The 16554-nt window shown below is 56.5% G+C and carries 12 protein-coding genes; 10 read left to right on the top strand and 2 right to left on the bottom strand.

Annotated features, from left to right (window positions below; translation table 11 throughout):
• Positions 1-6: 6 nt before the first annotated feature.
• The 8 genes from ACTG2J_RS15575 (at position 7) to pykF (ending at position 9860) form a co-directional block, all read left to right on the top strand.
• Positions 7-1236, top strand: coding sequence for an extracellular solute-binding protein (locus ACTG2J_RS15575; protein ID WP_042080907.1), 1230 nt, complete (start codon positions 7-9; stop codon positions 1234-1236).
• Positions 1237-1314: 78 nt separating this feature from the next.
• The gene (locus ACTG2J_RS15570) at positions 1315-2619 is read left to right on the top strand and encodes an ABC transporter permease subunit (RefSeq protein WP_439997650.1); all 1305 of its coding nucleotides are present in this window, start codon (positions 1315-1317) and stop codon (positions 2617-2619) included.
• Between the two features lie 12 nt (positions 2620-2631).
• Entirely contained in the window at positions 2632-3483 is an 852-nt protein-coding gene (locus ACTG2J_RS15565) for a sugar ABC transporter permease (RefSeq protein ID WP_042080909.1), read from the top strand.
• A gap of 22 nt (positions 3484-3505) precedes the next feature.
• Entirely contained in the window at positions 3506-4705 is a 1200-nt protein-coding gene (locus ACTG2J_RS15560; protein ID WP_047434901.1) for a glycoside hydrolase family 53 protein, read from the top strand.
• Positions 4706-4768: 63 nt separating this feature from the next.
• The gene (locus tag ACTG2J_RS15555; RefSeq protein ID WP_042080910.1) at positions 4769-6823 is read left to right on the top strand and encodes a beta-galactosidase; all 2055 of its coding nucleotides are present in this window, start codon (positions 4769-4771) and stop codon (positions 6821-6823) included.
• A gap of 53 nt (positions 6824-6876) precedes the next feature.
• Positions 6877-7224 (top strand): glucose PTS transporter subunit EIIB, encoded by a 348-nt coding sequence (locus tag ACTG2J_RS15550; RefSeq protein WP_042080911.1) that lies wholly within the window; start codon positions 6877-6879, stop codon positions 7222-7224.
• A 1-nt stretch (position 7225) separates the two neighbouring features.
• The gene (locus ACTG2J_RS15545) at positions 7226-8395 is read left to right on the top strand and encodes a glycoside hydrolase family 53 protein (RefSeq protein WP_439997649.1); all 1170 of its coding nucleotides are present in this window, start codon (positions 7226-7228) and stop codon (positions 8393-8395) included.
• 52 nt (positions 8396-8447) lie between these two features.
• The gene (pykF, locus tag ACTG2J_RS15540) at positions 8448-9860 is read left to right on the top strand and encodes a pyruvate kinase PykF (protein ID WP_339581704.1); all 1413 of its coding nucleotides are present in this window, start codon (positions 8448-8450) and stop codon (positions 9858-9860) included.
• 436 nt (positions 9861-10296) lie between these two features.
• Here the strand turns inward: pykF and umuC are convergent, their stop codons facing one another.
• Both umuC and umuD read right to left on the bottom strand, forming a co-directional pair.
• Entirely contained in the window at positions 10297-11556 is a 1260-nt protein-coding gene (umuC, locus tag ACTG2J_RS15535) for a translesion error-prone DNA polymerase V subunit UmuC (RefSeq protein WP_439997648.1), read from the bottom strand.
• Entirely contained in the window at positions 11537-11980 is a 444-nt protein-coding gene (umuD, locus tag ACTG2J_RS15530; RefSeq protein ID WP_025327594.1) for a translesion error-prone DNA polymerase V autoproteolytic subunit, read from the bottom strand. The genes umuC and umuD overlap by 20 nt, the downstream gene beginning before the upstream one ends.
• 163 nt (positions 11981-12143) lie before the next feature.
• Between umuD and brxF the strand changes: the two genes are divergently transcribed.
• Both brxF and ACTG2J_RS15520 read left to right on the top strand, forming a co-directional pair.
• Positions 12144-12785 carry a BREX-3 system P-loop-containing protein BrxF gene (gene brxF / locus ACTG2J_RS15525; RefSeq protein ID WP_156852402.1) on the top strand — a complete coding sequence of 214 codons (642 nt, stop codon included), beginning with the start codon at positions 12144-12146 and terminating at the stop codon, positions 12783-12785.
• Between the two features lie 2 nt (positions 12786-12787).
• Positions 12788-16513: a DUF6079 family protein gene (locus tag ACTG2J_RS15520; RefSeq protein ID WP_439981345.1), complete on the top strand. Its 3726-nt coding sequence runs from the start codon at positions 12788-12790 to the stop codon at positions 16511-16513.
• The last annotated feature ends 41 nt before the right edge of the window (positions 16514-16554 follow it).

Here is a 16554-nt window from a genome sequence, read left to right as displayed (position 1 = left end):
AATTATATGAAAATCAACAAATTGACTGCTGCAATGTTGTTGTCTTTGGGCGTTATGGGGTTGGGCCAGTTAGCCCGCGCCGCTGACGGTGAACTTCTGGTGTGGGAAGACATCAAGAAATCAAACGGCATTGAGGAGGCTGTCAAGGCGTTCGAAGCCAAGCACAACGTCAAGGTGAAGATCCTCGAAACCCCGTATGCCCAGCAGATCGAGAAGCTGCGCTTGGACGGTCCGGCCGGTATCGGTCCGGATGTACTGGTACTGCCCCATGATCAGGTTGGTACTGCCGTGGTGCAGGGGCTGATCAGCGAGATCAAGCCGGGGGCCGACTACCTTGCTGGTTTCACCAAACCTGCGGTGGATGCCCAGACTTATGAAGGCAAGCTCTATGGCCTACCCAAGGCGGTCGAGACCATTGTCATGGTCTACAACAAGGACTTGTTACCCAAGGCTCCTGAGAGCTTTGACGAGCTGATCAAGGCTTCCCAGACCCTGCGCGGGGAGGACAAATACGGTCTGCTCGCCAAGTTTGACGAGATTTATTACTCCTATGGTGTAGTTGCAGCCATGGGGGGTTATATCTTCGGCCAGAACCCCAACGGTTCGCCCAACGTCAAGGATGTGGGCCTAGCCAACCAGGGCTCGGTCGATGCAGTGAGTCTCCTCAAGCGTTTCTACAGCGAAGGCCTTTTCCCGGCCGGTATCGTGGGTGAGACCGGTGCTAACGCCATCGATTCCCTGTTCACCGAGAAGAAGGCCGCGGCCGTCATCACTGGACCCTGGTCGTTCCAGCCCTACAAGGATGCGGGAGTGAACTACGGTGTTGCCCCGCTGCCGACATTGCCCAATGGCGAGCATATGCGCTCTTTCCTCGGCGTGAAAGGGTACAGCATCTCTACCTATTCCAAGCAGAAAGAGTTGGCACAGCAGTTCATCGAGTTCATCAACCAGCCTGAGTACGCCAAAGTCCGCTTCGAGAAGACCGGCGAGATCCCGCCCCTCAAGGCGCTGATTGACGATCCGCTCATCAAGAATGACGAGAAATCCCGTGCCGTGGCCATTCAGGCCGGTTTCGCTACTCCGATGCCGAGCGTGCCCGAGATGCAAGAGGTGTGGACCCCTGCCAACAGTGCACTGCAGCTTGGCGTGACTGGCAAGCAGGATGTGAAGGCGGCACTGGAAGGTGCAGTCAAGAACATCAACATGCAGATCGAAGTCAATCACTCGCAGCAATAACACAAGTTGGGCACAGGCCCAATTCGGGCCGGGCGGCGTTCGTGGCCGCCCGGGCTCTCAATGGAAAGGAGGTACATTGTGGTTGTCGATTCCGGATCGCTTACCCAGATCGGTACAAGAACCCATCATGCCAAGGTGGCCGCCCTGCTCTCGCTGATCCCGGGACTCGGTCAGTGGTATAACCGGCAATGGGTCAAGGGCACCCTGTTTTTCATCGTCATGGCCTGTTTCTTCGGCGTATTCCATGATTTTCTATCTCAAGGGTTCTGGGGGCTGTTTACCCTCGGTACCGAGTTGCCCCGGGACAATTCCGTCTTCCTCTTGGCCAAGGGGGTTATCAGCGTACTAGTGGCCATCTTTGGTTGCGCCATCTATTTCTGGAGCGTCCGTGATGCTTATGTTAACGGCGATCGCCGGGATCGTGGCGTAGCGCTGACCAGTGTGCGTAAGCAATACCAATTGTTGCTGAGCGAAGGTTTCCCCTACCTGATGATCACCCCGGGCTTTATATTGTTGGTATTCGTGGTGGTGTTCCCCATCATCTTTGGTTTCTCCATCGCCTTCACCAACTACGATCTCTACCACACTCCGCCTGCCAAGCTGGTGGACTGGGTGGGGATGAAGAACTTCATCAACATCTTCAAGCTCGATCTGTGGCGTTCGACCCTGCTCGATGTGCTGCAGTGGACCGTGATTTGGACGCTGATCGCCACCACGCTGCAATGCACGGTCGGGGTACTGCTGGCTATCCTAGTCAATCAGAAGGATCTGCGCTTCAAGCCGCTCATTCGCACTATCCTGATCCTGCCGTGGGCAGTGCCCGGTTTTGTCACCATTCTGGTCTTTGCCGGCATGTTCAATGAGACATTTGGTGTGATCAACAATGGCATCCTGGCTGCGCTTGGCATTGAGCCCAAGGCATGGATGACAGATCCCTTCTGGACAAAGACGGCCCTAATCCTGATGCAAACCTGGCTTGGTTTCCCGTTCGTCTTTGCCATGACCACCGGGGTACTGCAGGCGATCCCGGATGATCTCTATGAGGCCGCCATTATCGACGGCGCCAGCGCATGGCACAAACTGACTACCATCACACTGCCTCTGGTGTTGTACTCGATCGCCCCGATTCTGATCACTCAGTACACCTTCAACTTCAACAATTTCAACATCATCTACCTGTTTAACAATGGTGGCCCTGCTGTGGCAGGCTCAAACGCGGGTGGGACCGACATCCTGGTCTCCTGGATCTATAAGCTGACCATGTCATCGTCCCAGTATGCGATTGCGGCGAGCATCACCATCCTGCTCTCTATCTTCGTGGTCGGCATCGCCCTGTGGCAGTTCCGTGCGACCAATTCGTTCAAACAAGACGACATGGTGTAAGGAGACCCTGCCATGAGTGTCAAACACAGTCTGAAAAAGCGTAATGCCATTCGCCTGACCCTGAGCTACCTGCTTCTAGCCATGGTCGCGGTTATCATCATCTATCCCCTGATCTGGACGGTTGGAGCCTCTCTCAATCCGGGCAGCAGCCTGCTCAATACGTCGATCATCCCGGAAAACTTCTCCTTTATTCATTATCAGGAGCTGTTTGACGGTCGCATCGACTATGCAGCCTGGTACTGGAACTCGATGAAGATCAGTTTCCTGACCATGGCGTTTACCCTCATCAGTGTCAGCTTTACTGCCTATGCCTTCTCACGCTTTCGTTTCCGTGGGCGGCAAAATGGCCTGATGTTGTTCCTGTTGTTGCAGATGGTGCCCCAGTTCTCGGCCCTCATCGCCATCTTCGTGCTGGCCCAGATGCTGGGTCTGGTCAACAGCCACCTGGCGCTGGTGCTGGTCTATGTGGGCGGCATGATCCCGATGAACACCTATCTGATGAAGGGTTACCTCGATGCCATCCCCAAGGATCTCGACGAGTCGGCGCGCATGGACGGGGCGGGCAACTTCCGCATCTTCATCGAGATCATCATGCCGCTCTCCAAGCCCATCATTGCGGTGGTTGCACTGTTCTCCTTCACCGGCCCGCTTGGCGACTTCATCCTGGCCAGCACCATATTGCGCACCCCGGATCAGTTCACCCTGCCCATTGGTCTCTACAACCTGGTCGCCCAGAAGATGGGGGCCAGCTACACCACCTATGCAGCGGGAGCTGTGCTCATCGCGGTGCCGGTGGCCATCTTGTACCTCTCCTTGCAGAAGTACTTCGTTTCCGGTCTTACCGCAGGTGGGACCAAAGGTTAATCCGTTAAACAGGACGTTCGACATGAAAATCAAGAAGACGCTGGTGATGGCGGCGCTGCTCGCCACCGGCATGTTGGGTATGCAGGCCCACGTCGTGGCTGCCGAAAGTGTGGTGGTGCAACCAGTAGCGGTACCGCAGGAGTTCATCAAGGGGGCCGATGTCTCCATGCTGGCCGAAGTGGAGAAATTTGGTGGCAAGTTCTTCGATGCCAGCGGCAAGCAGCAGGATGCCATGGCCATCCTCAAGGAGAACGGCTTCAACTACATCCGCCTGCGCCTGTGGGTGGACCCCAAGGATGCCGACGGCAAGCCTTACGGCGGCGGCAACAACGATCTGGCCGCAACGATCGAACTGGCCAAGCGTGCCAAGGCGCACGGCATGAAGTTCCTGCTCGATTTCCACTACAGCGACTTCTGGACCGATCCGGGTCGCCAGAACAAGCCCAAGGCGTGGCGCACCATGTCGGTCGAGCAGTTGGCGGATGCGGTCTATGCCCACACCAAGGAGAGCATGGACGCCCTGGCCAAGGCCGGCGTGATGCCTGACATGGTGCAGGTTGGCAACGAGATCAACGGCGGCATGCTGTGGCCGGAGGGTAAGAGCTGGGGCCAGAACGGTGGCGAGTTTGATCGCCTGGCCACCCTGCTCAAGGCCGGTGTGCGTGCGGTGAAAGAGCACGGCAAGGATATCAAGGTGATGCTGCACCTGGCCGAAGGCACCAAGAACGACACCTTCGTCTGGTGGTTTGACGAGATAGCCAAGCGCGAGGTGCCCTTCGATATCATCGGGCTCTCCTTCTACACCTACTGGAATGGCCCCATCAGTGCCCTCAAGGCCAACATGGATGACATCAGCAAGCGCTATGGCAAGGATGTGATCGTGGTCGAGGCCGCCTACGGCTACACCACGGAGAACTGCGACAACGCCGAGAACAACTTTACTGCCAAGGAAGCGAGCGACGGTGGTTACCCGGCCAGCGTACAGGGGCAGGCCGACTTCCTGCGCGATCTGATCAAGAGCGTGGTGGCGGTACCGGACGGGCGTGGCAAGGGAGTTTTCTACTGGGAGCCTGCGTGGCTGCCAACCCCTGGTGCCACTTGGGCTACCAAGGCTGGGATGAAGTACAACAACGACGACTGGAAAGAGGGCAATGCCCGGGAGAACCAGGCGCTGTTTGACTGCTCCGGCCATGTGCTCCCCTCGATCAAGGTATTCAACTGACCCGGTTTCAACCGATAGGGCGACCGGCCATGGCCGGCGCCCCCTCGTTTTAGGAGATGTGTGATGTTCAAGTTTCCCCCGCTCAGTGAACGGGTGCCCGCCCTGCTGCATGGTGCTGATTACAACCCGGATCAGTGGCTGGATGATCCCCAGGTGTTCGAGCGCGATCTCGAGATGATGAAGCAAACCCGCTGCAACGTGATGTCGGTCGGCATCTTCAGTTGGTCTTCCCTGGAGCCACAAGAGGGGCGCTATGAATTCGGCTGGCTCGATACGGTGCTCGATCGCCTGCACGAAAGCGGTGTGTCAGTTTTCCTCGCCACACCAAGTGGTGCTCGTCCGGCTTGGCTTTCCCAGCGTTATCCCGAGGTGTTGCGGGTCAGCAAGGAACGTGTGAAGGCACTGCACGGTGGCCGTCACAATCACTGCATGAGTTCGCCTGTCTATCGTGACAAGGTGCGAGCTATCAACGGTGCCCTGGCCGAACGCTACGGCCATCATCCCGGTGTCATCGCCTGGCACATCTCCAACGAGTACGGTGGCGAGTGCCACTGCGAGCTTTGTCAGGAGCGCTTTCGTGACTGGCTCAAGGCTCGTTATGGCAGCATAGAAGCGCTCAATCACGCCTGGTGGAGCAGCTTCTGGAGCCATACCTACACCGACTGGTCACAGATCGAATCCCCGTCTCCCATCGGCGAGAGCTCGATCCACGGTCTCAACCTCGACTGGAAGCGTTTCAATACCGCCCAGGTGAGCGATTTCTGTGCCGAGGAGATCAAGCCCTTGAAGGCGGCCAACCCGAGCCTGCCGGCCACCACCAACTTCATGGAGTACTTCTACGACTATGACTACTGGCAGTTGGCCAAGGAGATCGATTTCATCTCCTGGGACAGCTACCCCCTCTGGCACAACAGTGGCGATGACTCGACCCTGGCGGCGTACACCGCCATGTATCACGACCTGATGCGCACTCTCAAGGGAGGCAAACCTTTCTTCCTGATGGAGTCGACCCCGAGCCTGACCAACTGGCAGCCCATCAGCAAGCTCAAGAAGCCTGGAATGCATATCCTATCCTCCTTGCAGGCGGTAGCCCACGGCTCCGACTCGGTGCAGTACTTCCAGTGGCGCAAGAGTCGTGGTTCGGTCGAGAAGTTCCACGGCGCCGTGGTCGATCACGTTGGTCACATCGATACCCGGGTGGGCCGCGAGGTACAGGCACTAGGCGAGATCCTGGCCAAGTTGCCAGAGGTCGCGGGCAGCCGCGTCGAGGCCAAAGTGGCCATCATTTTCGACTGGGAGAGCCGCTGGGCCATGGACAATGCTCAGGGGCCGCGCAATGCCGGCCTCTTCTACGAGAAGACGGTAGCCGAGCACTACCGCCCATTCTGGGAGGCAGGGGTGGCGGTGGATGTCATCAATGCCGACTGCGCGCTTGATGGCTATGACCTGGTTATCGCCCCCATGCTCTACATGGTGCGCGATGGCTTTGCCGAACGGGTTGACGCCTTTGTCAAACGAGGCGGGCAGTTCGTTACCACTTACTGGAGCGGCATCGTCAACGAGACCGATCTCTGTCACCTGGGGGGATTCCCAGGGCCGCTGCGCCCGGTCCTTGGGATCTGGGCAGAGGAGATAGACGGTCTCTATGACGAGGAACGTAACGCCGTCTCGGGTTTTGCCGGCAACGAAGCCGGACTCTGCGGCCCTTACGAAGTCACTCACCTTTGCGATCTCATCCACCTGGAAGGCGCGAGGGCCCTGGCCAGCTATGACGGTGACTTTTATGCCGGACATCCGGCGGTGACGGTCAACGAGCACGGGACAGGTCGCGCCTATTACGTCGCCTCGCGAAATGATCTGGCGTTCCAACGCGACTTCTTTGGCCATCTCATCGAGACCCTGGCTCTGCCGCGTGCCTTGCCAGCCTTGCCGGAGGGGGTCACCGCCCAGTGTCGCACCGACGGTGAGCAGGTGTTCGTATTCGTGCAAAACTTCGCCAACGCCGAGCGCCTGGTCACTCTGCCGGGTGGTCACAGTGACATGGTGAGCGGTGAGGCGCTGAGCGATTTACTGGTGCTGCCTCCATTCGGCTGCCGGGTGCTGCGTCGCGCCTGTTGATTGCGGGGCGGAGCCAGTGGCTTCGCCCTCTTTTTTACGTTTAGGAGACTCAAATGGTCAAGATGCAGGACTTCAAGCGGCTGTTCGCCGCGGCCCTCGGCCACAAGGAGGAGAAATCGGCCGAGGCACCGCTCTCCGGGCTGGACGAAGCGGCCATCACCGCGCTCATCGCTGCCTTTGGCGGGCGCGACAACATCGTGGGCTTTGACGCCTGCCTGACCCGGCTGCGGGTCAGGGTCAATGCCTTGCAGCCGGTCGACAGCGAGGCGCTGCAGCGTCTCGGCGCCATAGGCGTCATCATCATCGGCGACGAGGTGCAGGCTATCTTCGGCAAACGCTCGGACAACCTGCGTCGTGATCTCGGTCAGTGGTTCGAACTGCACGAGCCGGAGCAGCACTAGGATGCGCCCCCCGCTGAGCTGGCCACTGTTGGTCATGCTGGGAGCCATCAGTGCAGGGGCTGGTGCCGCTCCTCATAACCTGGCCATCCGAGGGGCGGATGTCTCCACCCTGGCCGAACTCGAGCGCCTGGGCGTTCACTATCAAGACGGAACGCGGCAGGGGGATTTGCTAACCCTGATGCGCAAGCGTGGCCTCAACCTGGTACGCCTGCGGCTGTGGGTCGATCCCCGTTCGGCCAAGGGGGAACCCTTTGGTGGTGGCAACAATGACTTGGAAAAGGTGATTGCACTGGCGCAGCGAAGCCGGTCCCTCAACCTGCCCTGGTTGCTCGATCTTCATTACAGCGACTTCTGGGCCGACCCTGGCAAGCAGCACACGCCACGGACCTGGCGAGGCAAGTCGGATGCAGAGTTGGCGGCAATGCTGCACGATTACAGCGCCGCCGTGATACAACGCCTGCGCGAGGCCGGGGTGCCACCGCAAATGGTGCAGGTCGGCAACGAACTCAATAACGGCATGCTGTGGCCGCAGGGGCAACTACACCGGCAAGAAGAAGAGGAGGGGTTCGATCGATTAGCCCAGTTGCTCAAGGCGGCCATCGCCGGGATCCGTGCTGGCAGCGAGGGGGGTATCACCCCACGACTGATGCTACATCTTGCTGAAGGAGGGGATGAGGCTCAGTGCCTACGCTGGTTCAAGGCGATGCAGGTACGCGATGTGCCGTTCGATCTGGTGGGTATCTCCTTCTACCCATATTGGCACGGATCTCTGGGCGACCTCTCGCGCACCATGAACAGCCTTGCCACCCAAATCAGGCGTCCGCTGCTGGTCGTTGAGACCGCCTATGGGCATGACACCGTCAACCAGGACGAGGTTCGTAACGCCTTCGGTGAGCAGGAGGCCGTACGCGGCGGGTTTGCTGCGACGCCCGAGGGGCAACTAGCGTTTCTCGATGCACTGCGTGCTGCTATTGCCGCAGTGCCGGATCAGCTCGGGCTCGGGTTTGTCTATTGGGAGCCGGGCTGGATCCGGGTCCCCGGCGACAGTTGGGCCAGTCGCGCTGGCATGGCGTTCCTCGGGATAGATAGCCCCTCGGCAATGGCTGGGAGAACCAGGCCCTGTTTGATCGGGAGGGCAGAGGACTGCCGGCGTTGGCCGCCTTTGTCCTGACCCGCTGACTATTTCACATTGAAGAGATGACAACAGCACAATGAAGATTGACATGAAAAAGACCAAAATTGTCTGCACCATCGGTCCGAAGACCGAATCCAAAGAAATGCTGGCCAAAATGCTGGACGCCGGCATGAACGTCATGCGCCTGAACTTCTCCCACGGTGACTACGCCGAGCACGGCAGCCGCATCAGCAACCTGCGCGCTGTGATGGCCGAGACCGGCAAGCACGCAGCTATCCTGCTGGACACCAAGGGTCCGGAAATCCGTACCATGAAGCTGGAAGGCGGCAACGACGTCGCGCTGGTCGCTGGCCAGACTTTCACCTTCACCACCGACCAGACCGTGGTTGGCAACAAAGACAAAGTGGCCGTGACCTATGCAGGTTTCGCCAACGATCTGCGCGTCGGCAACCGCATCCTGGTTGATGACGGCCTGATCGGTCTGGACGTTATCGAAATCACCGAGCGCGAAGTTATCTGTAAAGTACTGAACAACGGTGACCTGGGCGAGAACAAAGGCGTTAACCTGCCGGGCGTCTCCATCAAGCTGCCGGCCCTGGCCGAGAAAGACAAGCGCGACCTGATCTTTGGTTGCGAGCAAGGCGTTGATTTCGTTGCTGCTTCTTTCATCCGTAAGAAAGAAGACGTTCTGGAAATCCGTGAGCACCTGAAAGCCCACGGTGGCGAGAACATCCAGATCATCTCCAAGATCGAAAACCAGGAAGGCCTGGACAACTTCGACGAGATCCTGGCTGTCTCCGACGGCATCATGGTTGCCCGTGGCGACATGGGTGTCGAGATCCCGGTAGAAGAAGTGATCTTCGCCCAGAAGATGATCATCGAGAAGTGCAACAAAGCCCGCAAAGTGGTCATCACCGCCACCCAGATGCTGGACTCCATGATCAAGAACCCGCGTCCGACCCGTGCCGAAGCTGGCGACGTGGCCAACGCCATCCTGGACGGTACCGACGCAGTGATGCTGTCCGGTGAGTCCGCCAAGGGCAAGTACCCGCTGGAAGCCGTGACCATCATGGCCACCATCTGCGAGCGTACCGATGCCGTGATGCCGTCCAACCTGTCTGCTGCCAACGACAGCAACAAGCTGCGCATCACCGAAGCCGTATGTAAAGGCGCCGTAGAGACCTCCGAGAAGCTGGACGCCCCGCTGATCGTGGTCGCTACCGAAGGCGGCAAGTCTGCCAAGGCCATTCGCAAGTACTTCCCGAAAGCCTGGATCCTGGCTATCACCACCAACAAGAAAACTGCTGCCCAGCTGGTTCTGACCAAGGGTGTAGTTGCTCACGTGGTTGACAGCATCGCCTCTACCGACGATTTCTATCGCATCGGTAAAGAAGCCGCGCTGGAAATCGGCATGGGTCTGAAAGGTGACGTGGTTGTGATGGTCTCCGGTGCTCTGGTACCGAGCGGCACCACTAACACCGCCTCCGCACACATACTCTGAGCTGAAATGGAGTCTTTTAAGTCCCAAGGTGGATTTAACATTCTTATCTAACTTCTAGCTACTCAGAACCTGCGACGCACCATATCGCGGGTTCTGTATTTCAAGGGGGGGGACGCATATGTTATAAGTATGCGCTATCCTACCGTCTTGATCTCACTGCAAAAAGCATGGTTTCCCACCTTTCCCTCTTCTGCGAGGCTCTTTCATTTTACCTATGCTCCTGAAGCGCTCATACATCACAGCCAGTAGTACTTCATCAAATTTGAGCAACTAGTTCAGCACATATGCAATAGCAGATGAAGTGTAGTGGAGAGAGCTGTTGCCATGCTGGTCAAAGAAGGGCGATTACGTTTTGTTGGGCCGCGTAAGAGCGGACGTTGGGAGGTACTGGATCCTGACGTGTAACCACCTAGCCTCGCAGCTAACCGACTCAGGGCTACCTCGCCACCGGCAGGTCCTCCCAGCGTGTGGTGTAACAGGGGCTCAGGTGCTCTTGTCGCATCATCCACTCAGGCGACCCCGTACCTTGGCTGGCAAAGCCTACGCGCCCCAATCCCTTGGCTTTGATCTGGTCCATCACAGCCATCAGCGCATCTGATTGAGCGGAGGACGGGGCAAACAGGTCAGCCTGTTGCTGCCCCTTGGGGGTGAACTCACTCAGCATGACACCTCCCTTCTGATAGCGGTAACCGTCGCGCCAAATCTGCGGTAGCAACACGTTCACTTGCTGCAGCAGCAACCGGGTATCATCGCTAGGGCAGACCAGCCGGACGCCAGCCTGCTCACTGTAGTAAGGGGCTTGTTCATCAAAGGGGCTGGTTCGCACGAACAGGTGCACCCGCTGGCAACACATCCCCTCGGCCCGCAGCTTCTCGGCTGCGCGAGCCATAAAGCCTGACAACGCTTGGGCCATTTCTCCACGGCCAGTCACGCGCTCACCAAAGGAACGGCTCGAGAGGATCTGCAGCTTCGCAGCCGGTTCAACGGTCAGCTCTGCGCAAGGCAGGCCACGCAGCTCCTGTACGATCCGCTCGACCACCACGCCGTATTGGGCGCGTAACCCTTTGGCATCGCTAGCCACCAGGTCAGCCACGGTGTTGATGCCTTGTGCCACCAACTTGGCCCCCAAGCGCCGTCCTATGCCCCACACCTCGTCCACCGGGGTGATAGCCATCAGCCGGGCACGGCGCAGCTCGTCACGCAAGTCCACGACGCCGCCCGTGGCAGGCCACTTCTTGGCTGCATAGTTGGCCAGCTTGGCGAGGGTCTTGGTGGGGCCGATCCCAACCCCGACAGTTAGTCCGGTCCACTGCCACACTCGCTGCCGGATCTGTTGTCCATAGGCTGTCAGGTCCCCGGCAAACGACTCCGACAACGCCATGAACGCTTCATCGATGGAGTAGACCTCCAGCTCGGGGGCCATAGTCTCCAACGTGCTCATCACCCTGCCAGACATATCGCCGTAGAGCGCGTAGTTGGAGCTGAATGCCACACCGCCATGCGCCTCGAACTGCTCGCGGATCTTGAAGTAGGGCCCGGCCATCTTGATACCCAGCGCCTTGGCTTCGGGGCTGCGCGACACCACGCATCCATCGTTGTTGGAGAGCACCACGATTGGGCGGCCACGCAGCTCAGGGCGAAACAGCCGCTCACAGCTGGCGTAGAAGTTGTTTACATCAACGAGCGCTATAGCCATCACGCTGCCTCAGATTGCCAATCACATGGGTGACCACTCCGAACAACTCCAGGGAGAGGCTCATACAAGGGTCGATAGGCGCGAACGCCGGATTGGCTGGCAACAGCCGCAACCTCGGCTTGAGCTGCAAGGTCTTTACCGTGAAGCCGCCATCGAGTAGTGCAATCACCACATCACCATGGCGCGGGGTGAGGCTCTTATCGACCACCAGCAAGTCACCGGGAAAGATGCCGACCCCGGTCATGCTCTCCCCCTCGGCACGCAGATAGAAGGTTGCTGCAGGGTGCGCCACGCAGTGGGTGTTGAGGTCTAACTTCCCTTCCAGATAGTCGCTGGCTGGGCTGGGAAAGCCGCAAGAGGCGCGGTGCAAGAACAGCGGGATGGTCACCTCGGCGGGTGATGGGTCTGGGGTTAACAGCTTCATGGTAATAACGCCTGTGTTTATATACAGGCATTATAGCGCGCCACCTTTGAACCAGCGCAAGTCCCGCATGCCACTGATGGCGTACCATGGCGCCAACAAATAACAAAGAGGTCAGTATGAGTCACAATCTGTGTCTCAGCCTTGAATCCAGCTGGGTGGTTATGTGGATCCCCAGTCAGTTGGAGAGCCGGGGCGATTCATAAAGACACGCTATCTCAAGGTTTCTGATGAGACAGACCAAGTTGAAATCGCTAGAATATGCCAATTTATTTGTGTCATTAAGCAGAGAGCGATGCTCGGGCAACCAATCCATGTAACAAGCGTATCTTCGGCATACGAGCTGCAAGCGGAAGCCAACAAGGCCCTGTTGAGAATGAGTGTCCAATCTAGCGCCTTGGTGCTAGTCATCAACTCACCTACACAAATCATCAGGTCTGCTCGTGAAACAGAAGGGCTGACATATCTTGAGCTTTCAGAACAGTTATGTGAGCGGCTGTTACCGCTATCATGCAATGACCGGTCTCGCCATGTTTCAGACATCATTGCTCAAATGCTGAATGGCATAGCGTCTGATGTTGTATGGCTAGACAGGATCCAAGTTTTGTTTGAGCCAACGTTGGAACTAGACCCACTGCGTCAGCTCCAGGATTTAGCTCGCCTCAAACCTATCGTGGCCATCTGGCCTGGTCAGATTACAGAACGATTTCTAACCTTTTCCGTCCCCGGACGGGACGACTATCAATCTTACTCTGCGAATGATTTGGCCAACGTGCCCATCATTCACGTTACCGAGCAAAGGGGATAAAAATGAAAAAGTACGGGGAGCTCATTCAGTTCGAGCCCGTCACCACCATCATCAAACTCAAAGAGTCGGCAGAACAGTCAAAGGCTCAGCAGTTGGTGGCCTCATATGTCATCTCGGACAAAATGTCGCAAAAGCTGGCGGACATCATCATTCCTCAGCTTCAGTTTGACGAATCCGTTGATAACAAATCTCTCTGGGTGGTCGGTAACTACGGTTCCGGTAAATCACATTTGATGTCGGTGATCTCGGCCGTCGCCGAGTTTCCAGAATTGGCCCAATTCATCACTAACGACAAGGTGCGTGCAGCCGCGAACAAGATTGCTGGCAAGTTCAAAGTTATCCGCTTTGAAGTCGGAGCGAGCAAAAAAGCCTTTGCCGATATTGTCACCGACAACTTGACATCAGGCCTGGCTGAGATGGGTATCGACTACCAATTCCCGGCCATGGAGGAAATCTCATCCAATCACAAACCCTACTTTGAAGAGATGATGGCGCTGTTTCACGAGCGCTATCCCGACCAAGGTTTGCTGCTGATCTGTGACGAGATCCTCGATTACCTGCGCTCTCGTAATCAGCAGCAGCTGCCGTTGGATATGGCCATGATGCGTGTGATGGGTGAAGTGATAGATGGCACCCGTTTCCGTTTCATCTGCGGTGTGCAGGAAGCCATCTTCGATAGCACGCAACTCGCATTCGCCACCCAAGAAGTCAAACGCATCCGTGACCGGGCCGAACAGGTGCTGATCACCCGTGACGATATCAAATATGTCGTCGCCGAACGTCTGCTCAAAAAAGATGCTCAGCAACTGCATTGGATCCGCGAGTACCTGCAGCAATTCACCCCTTGCTTTGACCGCATGAACGAACGCCTCGACGAGTTTGTGCGCATGTTCCCAGTGCACCCTGACTACATCAATACCTTCGAGCGCGTGCGGGGCGCGGGTATTGAGCAACGTCAGGTACTGCGTAGCCTGTCGCGGCAAATGCAAGCCTTGATGGAGCTGGTGGTGCCTACCGATAAGCCTGGCGTGTTTTCTTACGACACCTACTGGGATGAGCTCAGAGGCGACCCTAGCGCCAAAACCAACCCGGAAATCGGTCAGGTTATTGAGGTCGGTGAAACCCTGTTTACGCGAATTGATCAAGCCTATCCCACCGCGACAGAGATCGATTTTGCCAAGCGCTTGGTAGCCGGACTGGCTATCCATCGTTTGTCCGTGGGCGATGTCTATAACGAGATGGGGGCCACAGCTGCCGAACTGCGTGATTCTCTTTGCCTCTATCTACCCGGCATCGAACAGTTGCCTGGTGAGAAGAGCAAAAACCTGGAAACCCAGATCGTCGCGGTATTGACCAAGATCCGTAAAACCGTCAACGGTCAGTTCTTCTCCAAGAACAAGGCCAACGATCAATTCTTTTTGGATTTGAAAAAAACCGAAGATTTTGATGCCTATATCGAAAACAAGGTGCCCCTACTGACCGATGACAGCCGTAATGGTGCATACCGCGTTGCCATGTTGGAAATCCTTGGAGAACCTGATCGACAACATACCAGTACTCAGATGTGGGAACATCAACTGAAATGGCTGGACCGTAACGTTAACCGGCCTGGTTGGTTATTTCTTGGCTCACCCAATGAACGTGAGACTGCCAAGCCGCCTTACGACTATTACATGTACTTTATTCAGCCCTATAACCCGCCTAAGGTGAAGAAAGAGTTTATCCGCAGCGATGAAGTGTTGTTTATCCTGCAAAATGCCGACGCTGAGTTTGCTAGTTGCTTGAACTACTACGCCGCCGCCATCGACTTGCATGCTTCGGCCACGGGTAACGCCAAGAATGTCTATAAACTCAAGGCCGAAGGTTATCTCAGAGAGATGCAGACTTGGCTAAAGAGTCACTTCAAAGAGGCTTACATTGCCCAATATAACGGGCAAAACAAGCCGATGATGGACTGGCTAAAAGGCACCTCGGTGCGCAACATCTCCGGACTTGGTGATAGCCAGATCGGCAGTCTGAAAGATATCTTCGAAGCCGTTGCCAGCCATATTTTGGCCAATCATTTTGAAGCATTGGCACCCGAGTATCCCAGCTTTAGCCAATGGATCACCTACGAGAATATCGAAAGCGCAGCCAAGGATGCGTTAAGTGTCGTCTCCGGTGGTGCGGCCACCAAGCGCGCCAATGCCGTGCTCGATGCATTGGAATTACTTGATGGCGATAAAATCGCTCCGCTGCAATCGCGCTATGCCCAAGCCGTTTTGGCTGTCTTGCAAAGCAAGCAGCAAGGGCAAGTGGTCAATCAGACCGAATTGCTGGAGGCTATCAACTCCCGCCTCTACTTTAAGCCAGATAGCTTCCGCCTGGAGCCTGAATGGCTTCTGGTGCTGATCGCCTGTTTGGTTTACAGCGGTGAGCTTGAGTTGGTGGTGGTCGGCCATACCTTGACCGCCAGCGATGTGGTCAAGTTCAAGTCCATCGCCTTTGATGTGCTCAGAGACTTTAAACATATCCAGGCGCCCAAGGATTTTAATATCACCGCCATAAAAGCCCTACTCACCCTGCTGGAGATGAACGATGGCCTAGCCACCTCAATTCAGCAAGGCGATGAAGACGTGGTGCGTGAAATGTTACAGCGCACCGAGGTACTGATTAACGAGCTAGTCAAAGGGCAGCAGAGCGTTAAGGATCGCTTGCCACTGTGGGGGCAATCAGTACTGGAAGAGAGCGAGGAGCAGACGCTCTCTACCCAGCTGAGTGAGCTGAAGAACTTTTTGGAAACCATTGCGCGCTACGATAAACCCGGCAAGCTGAAAAACCTTAAGGTGACGGCGGCTGACATCGCTACATACCAGCAGATGCTGCAGGCATGGCACAACTTTGTGCAGCTTAAAACCGTAGTGGGCGATCTAGCCCCCTTATGCGCCTATCTCAAAGAGGCGCAGCTGGTACTTCCTGAATCACACGCTTGGCAAGAGCAAGTCAAACAGGCGCGTGATGTACTGAGACAAGGTCTGGCCACTCCGGCTTCACGTAGTGATGACAGCTTCAAGGCTGAGCAAATCAACATGTTGTCGGCACTGAAAACTGAGTATGCCAAACACTATGTTGAGCTCTATATGCGAGCACATCTTGACGGCAACGAAGAGAATACCAAAGCCAAGCTGCTGAATGACGAACGCTTGAATGAGTTGGAGATCTTAAGTGGTATCGCCTTGCTCCCGGCTCAGCAACTAGCCGAGTGGCGTAAAGATGCTGCGCAATTGCAAGCAGCAAAGCCTATCGACCCTAAGCTGCTGGCGATGAATGCCAACCCCATGGAGTTTAATGCTCGCCAAGAGAGAGGCAAGGCGCCAGCCAGTGCACAATTGAAGAGCCTGGAGCAGCGGCTCGACAGCCTGCAAAGCGATTGGCTCAGTAACCTCAGCAGCTTGCTGGATGACCCCTTTATTAATCTGGATCTGCTCAAAGCCGAACAGGCACAGTTAATTCGTGATTTTATTCAGCAAGGGCTGCTACCTGACCCACTGGATTCCGCCTTTGTCCAGGCGGTCAATCTGGTTCTCGCCGGGTTGGAGGAGGTGCGAGTCAGCGCCGCCGAACTCGTGCATGCACTCGGTCAAGGTTTGCCTCAGGGCCGTGACGAAATCGCTGAACGCTTTAACCGCCTGCTCAGCAAACTCTGTCAGGGCAAAGACATCGCGAAAGTTCGCATCATCATCGATTAATCAAGAGTCGCGGGTGCGGTATAAACTGCACCCGCTATAGG

The sequence above is a fragment of the Aeromonas sp. 6P genome (assembly GCF_051919525.1).
GTDB classification, from domain to species: Bacteria; Pseudomonadota; Gammaproteobacteria; order Enterobacterales; family Aeromonadaceae; genus Aeromonas; species Aeromonas veronii.
This window is presented reverse-complemented; position numbering and strand designations above follow the sequence as displayed.

Coding starts and splice junctions, on each gene's coding strand:
- ACTG2J_RS15520 (WP_439981345.1), top strand. CDS start 12,788: ATGAAAAAGTACGGGGAGCTCATTCAGTTCGAGCCCGTCACCACCATC.
- ACTG2J_RS15565 (WP_042080909.1), top strand. CDS start 2,632: ATGAGTGTCAAACACAGTCTGAAAAAGCGTAATGCCATTCGCCTGACC.
- ACTG2J_RS15560 (WP_047434901.1), top strand. CDS start 3,506: ATGAAAATCAAGAAGACGCTGGTGATGGCGGCGCTGCTCGCCACCGGC.
- ACTG2J_RS15575 (WP_042080907.1), top strand. CDS start 7: ATGAAAATCAACAAATTGACTGCTGCAATGTTGTTGTCTTTGGGCGTT.
- ACTG2J_RS15555 (WP_042080910.1), top strand. CDS start 4,769: ATGTTCAAGTTTCCCCCGCTCAGTGAACGGGTGCCCGCCCTGCTGCAT.
- ACTG2J_RS15550 (WP_042080911.1), top strand. CDS start 6,877: ATGGTCAAGATGCAGGACTTCAAGCGGCTGTTCGCCGCGGCCCTCGGC.
- ACTG2J_RS15545 (WP_439997649.1), top strand. CDS start 7,226: ATGCGCCCCCCGCTGAGCTGGCCACTGTTGGTCATGCTGGGAGCCATC.
- umuD (WP_025327594.1), bottom strand. CDS start 11,980: ATGAAGCTGTTAACCCCAGACCCATCACCCGCCGAGGTGACCATCCCG.
- pykF (WP_339581704.1), top strand. CDS start 8,448: ATGAAAAAGACCAAAATTGTCTGCACCATCGGTCCGAAGACCGAATCC.
- umuC (WP_439997648.1), bottom strand. CDS start 11,556: ATGGCTATAGCGCTCGTTGATGTAAACAACTTCTACGCCAGCTGTGAG.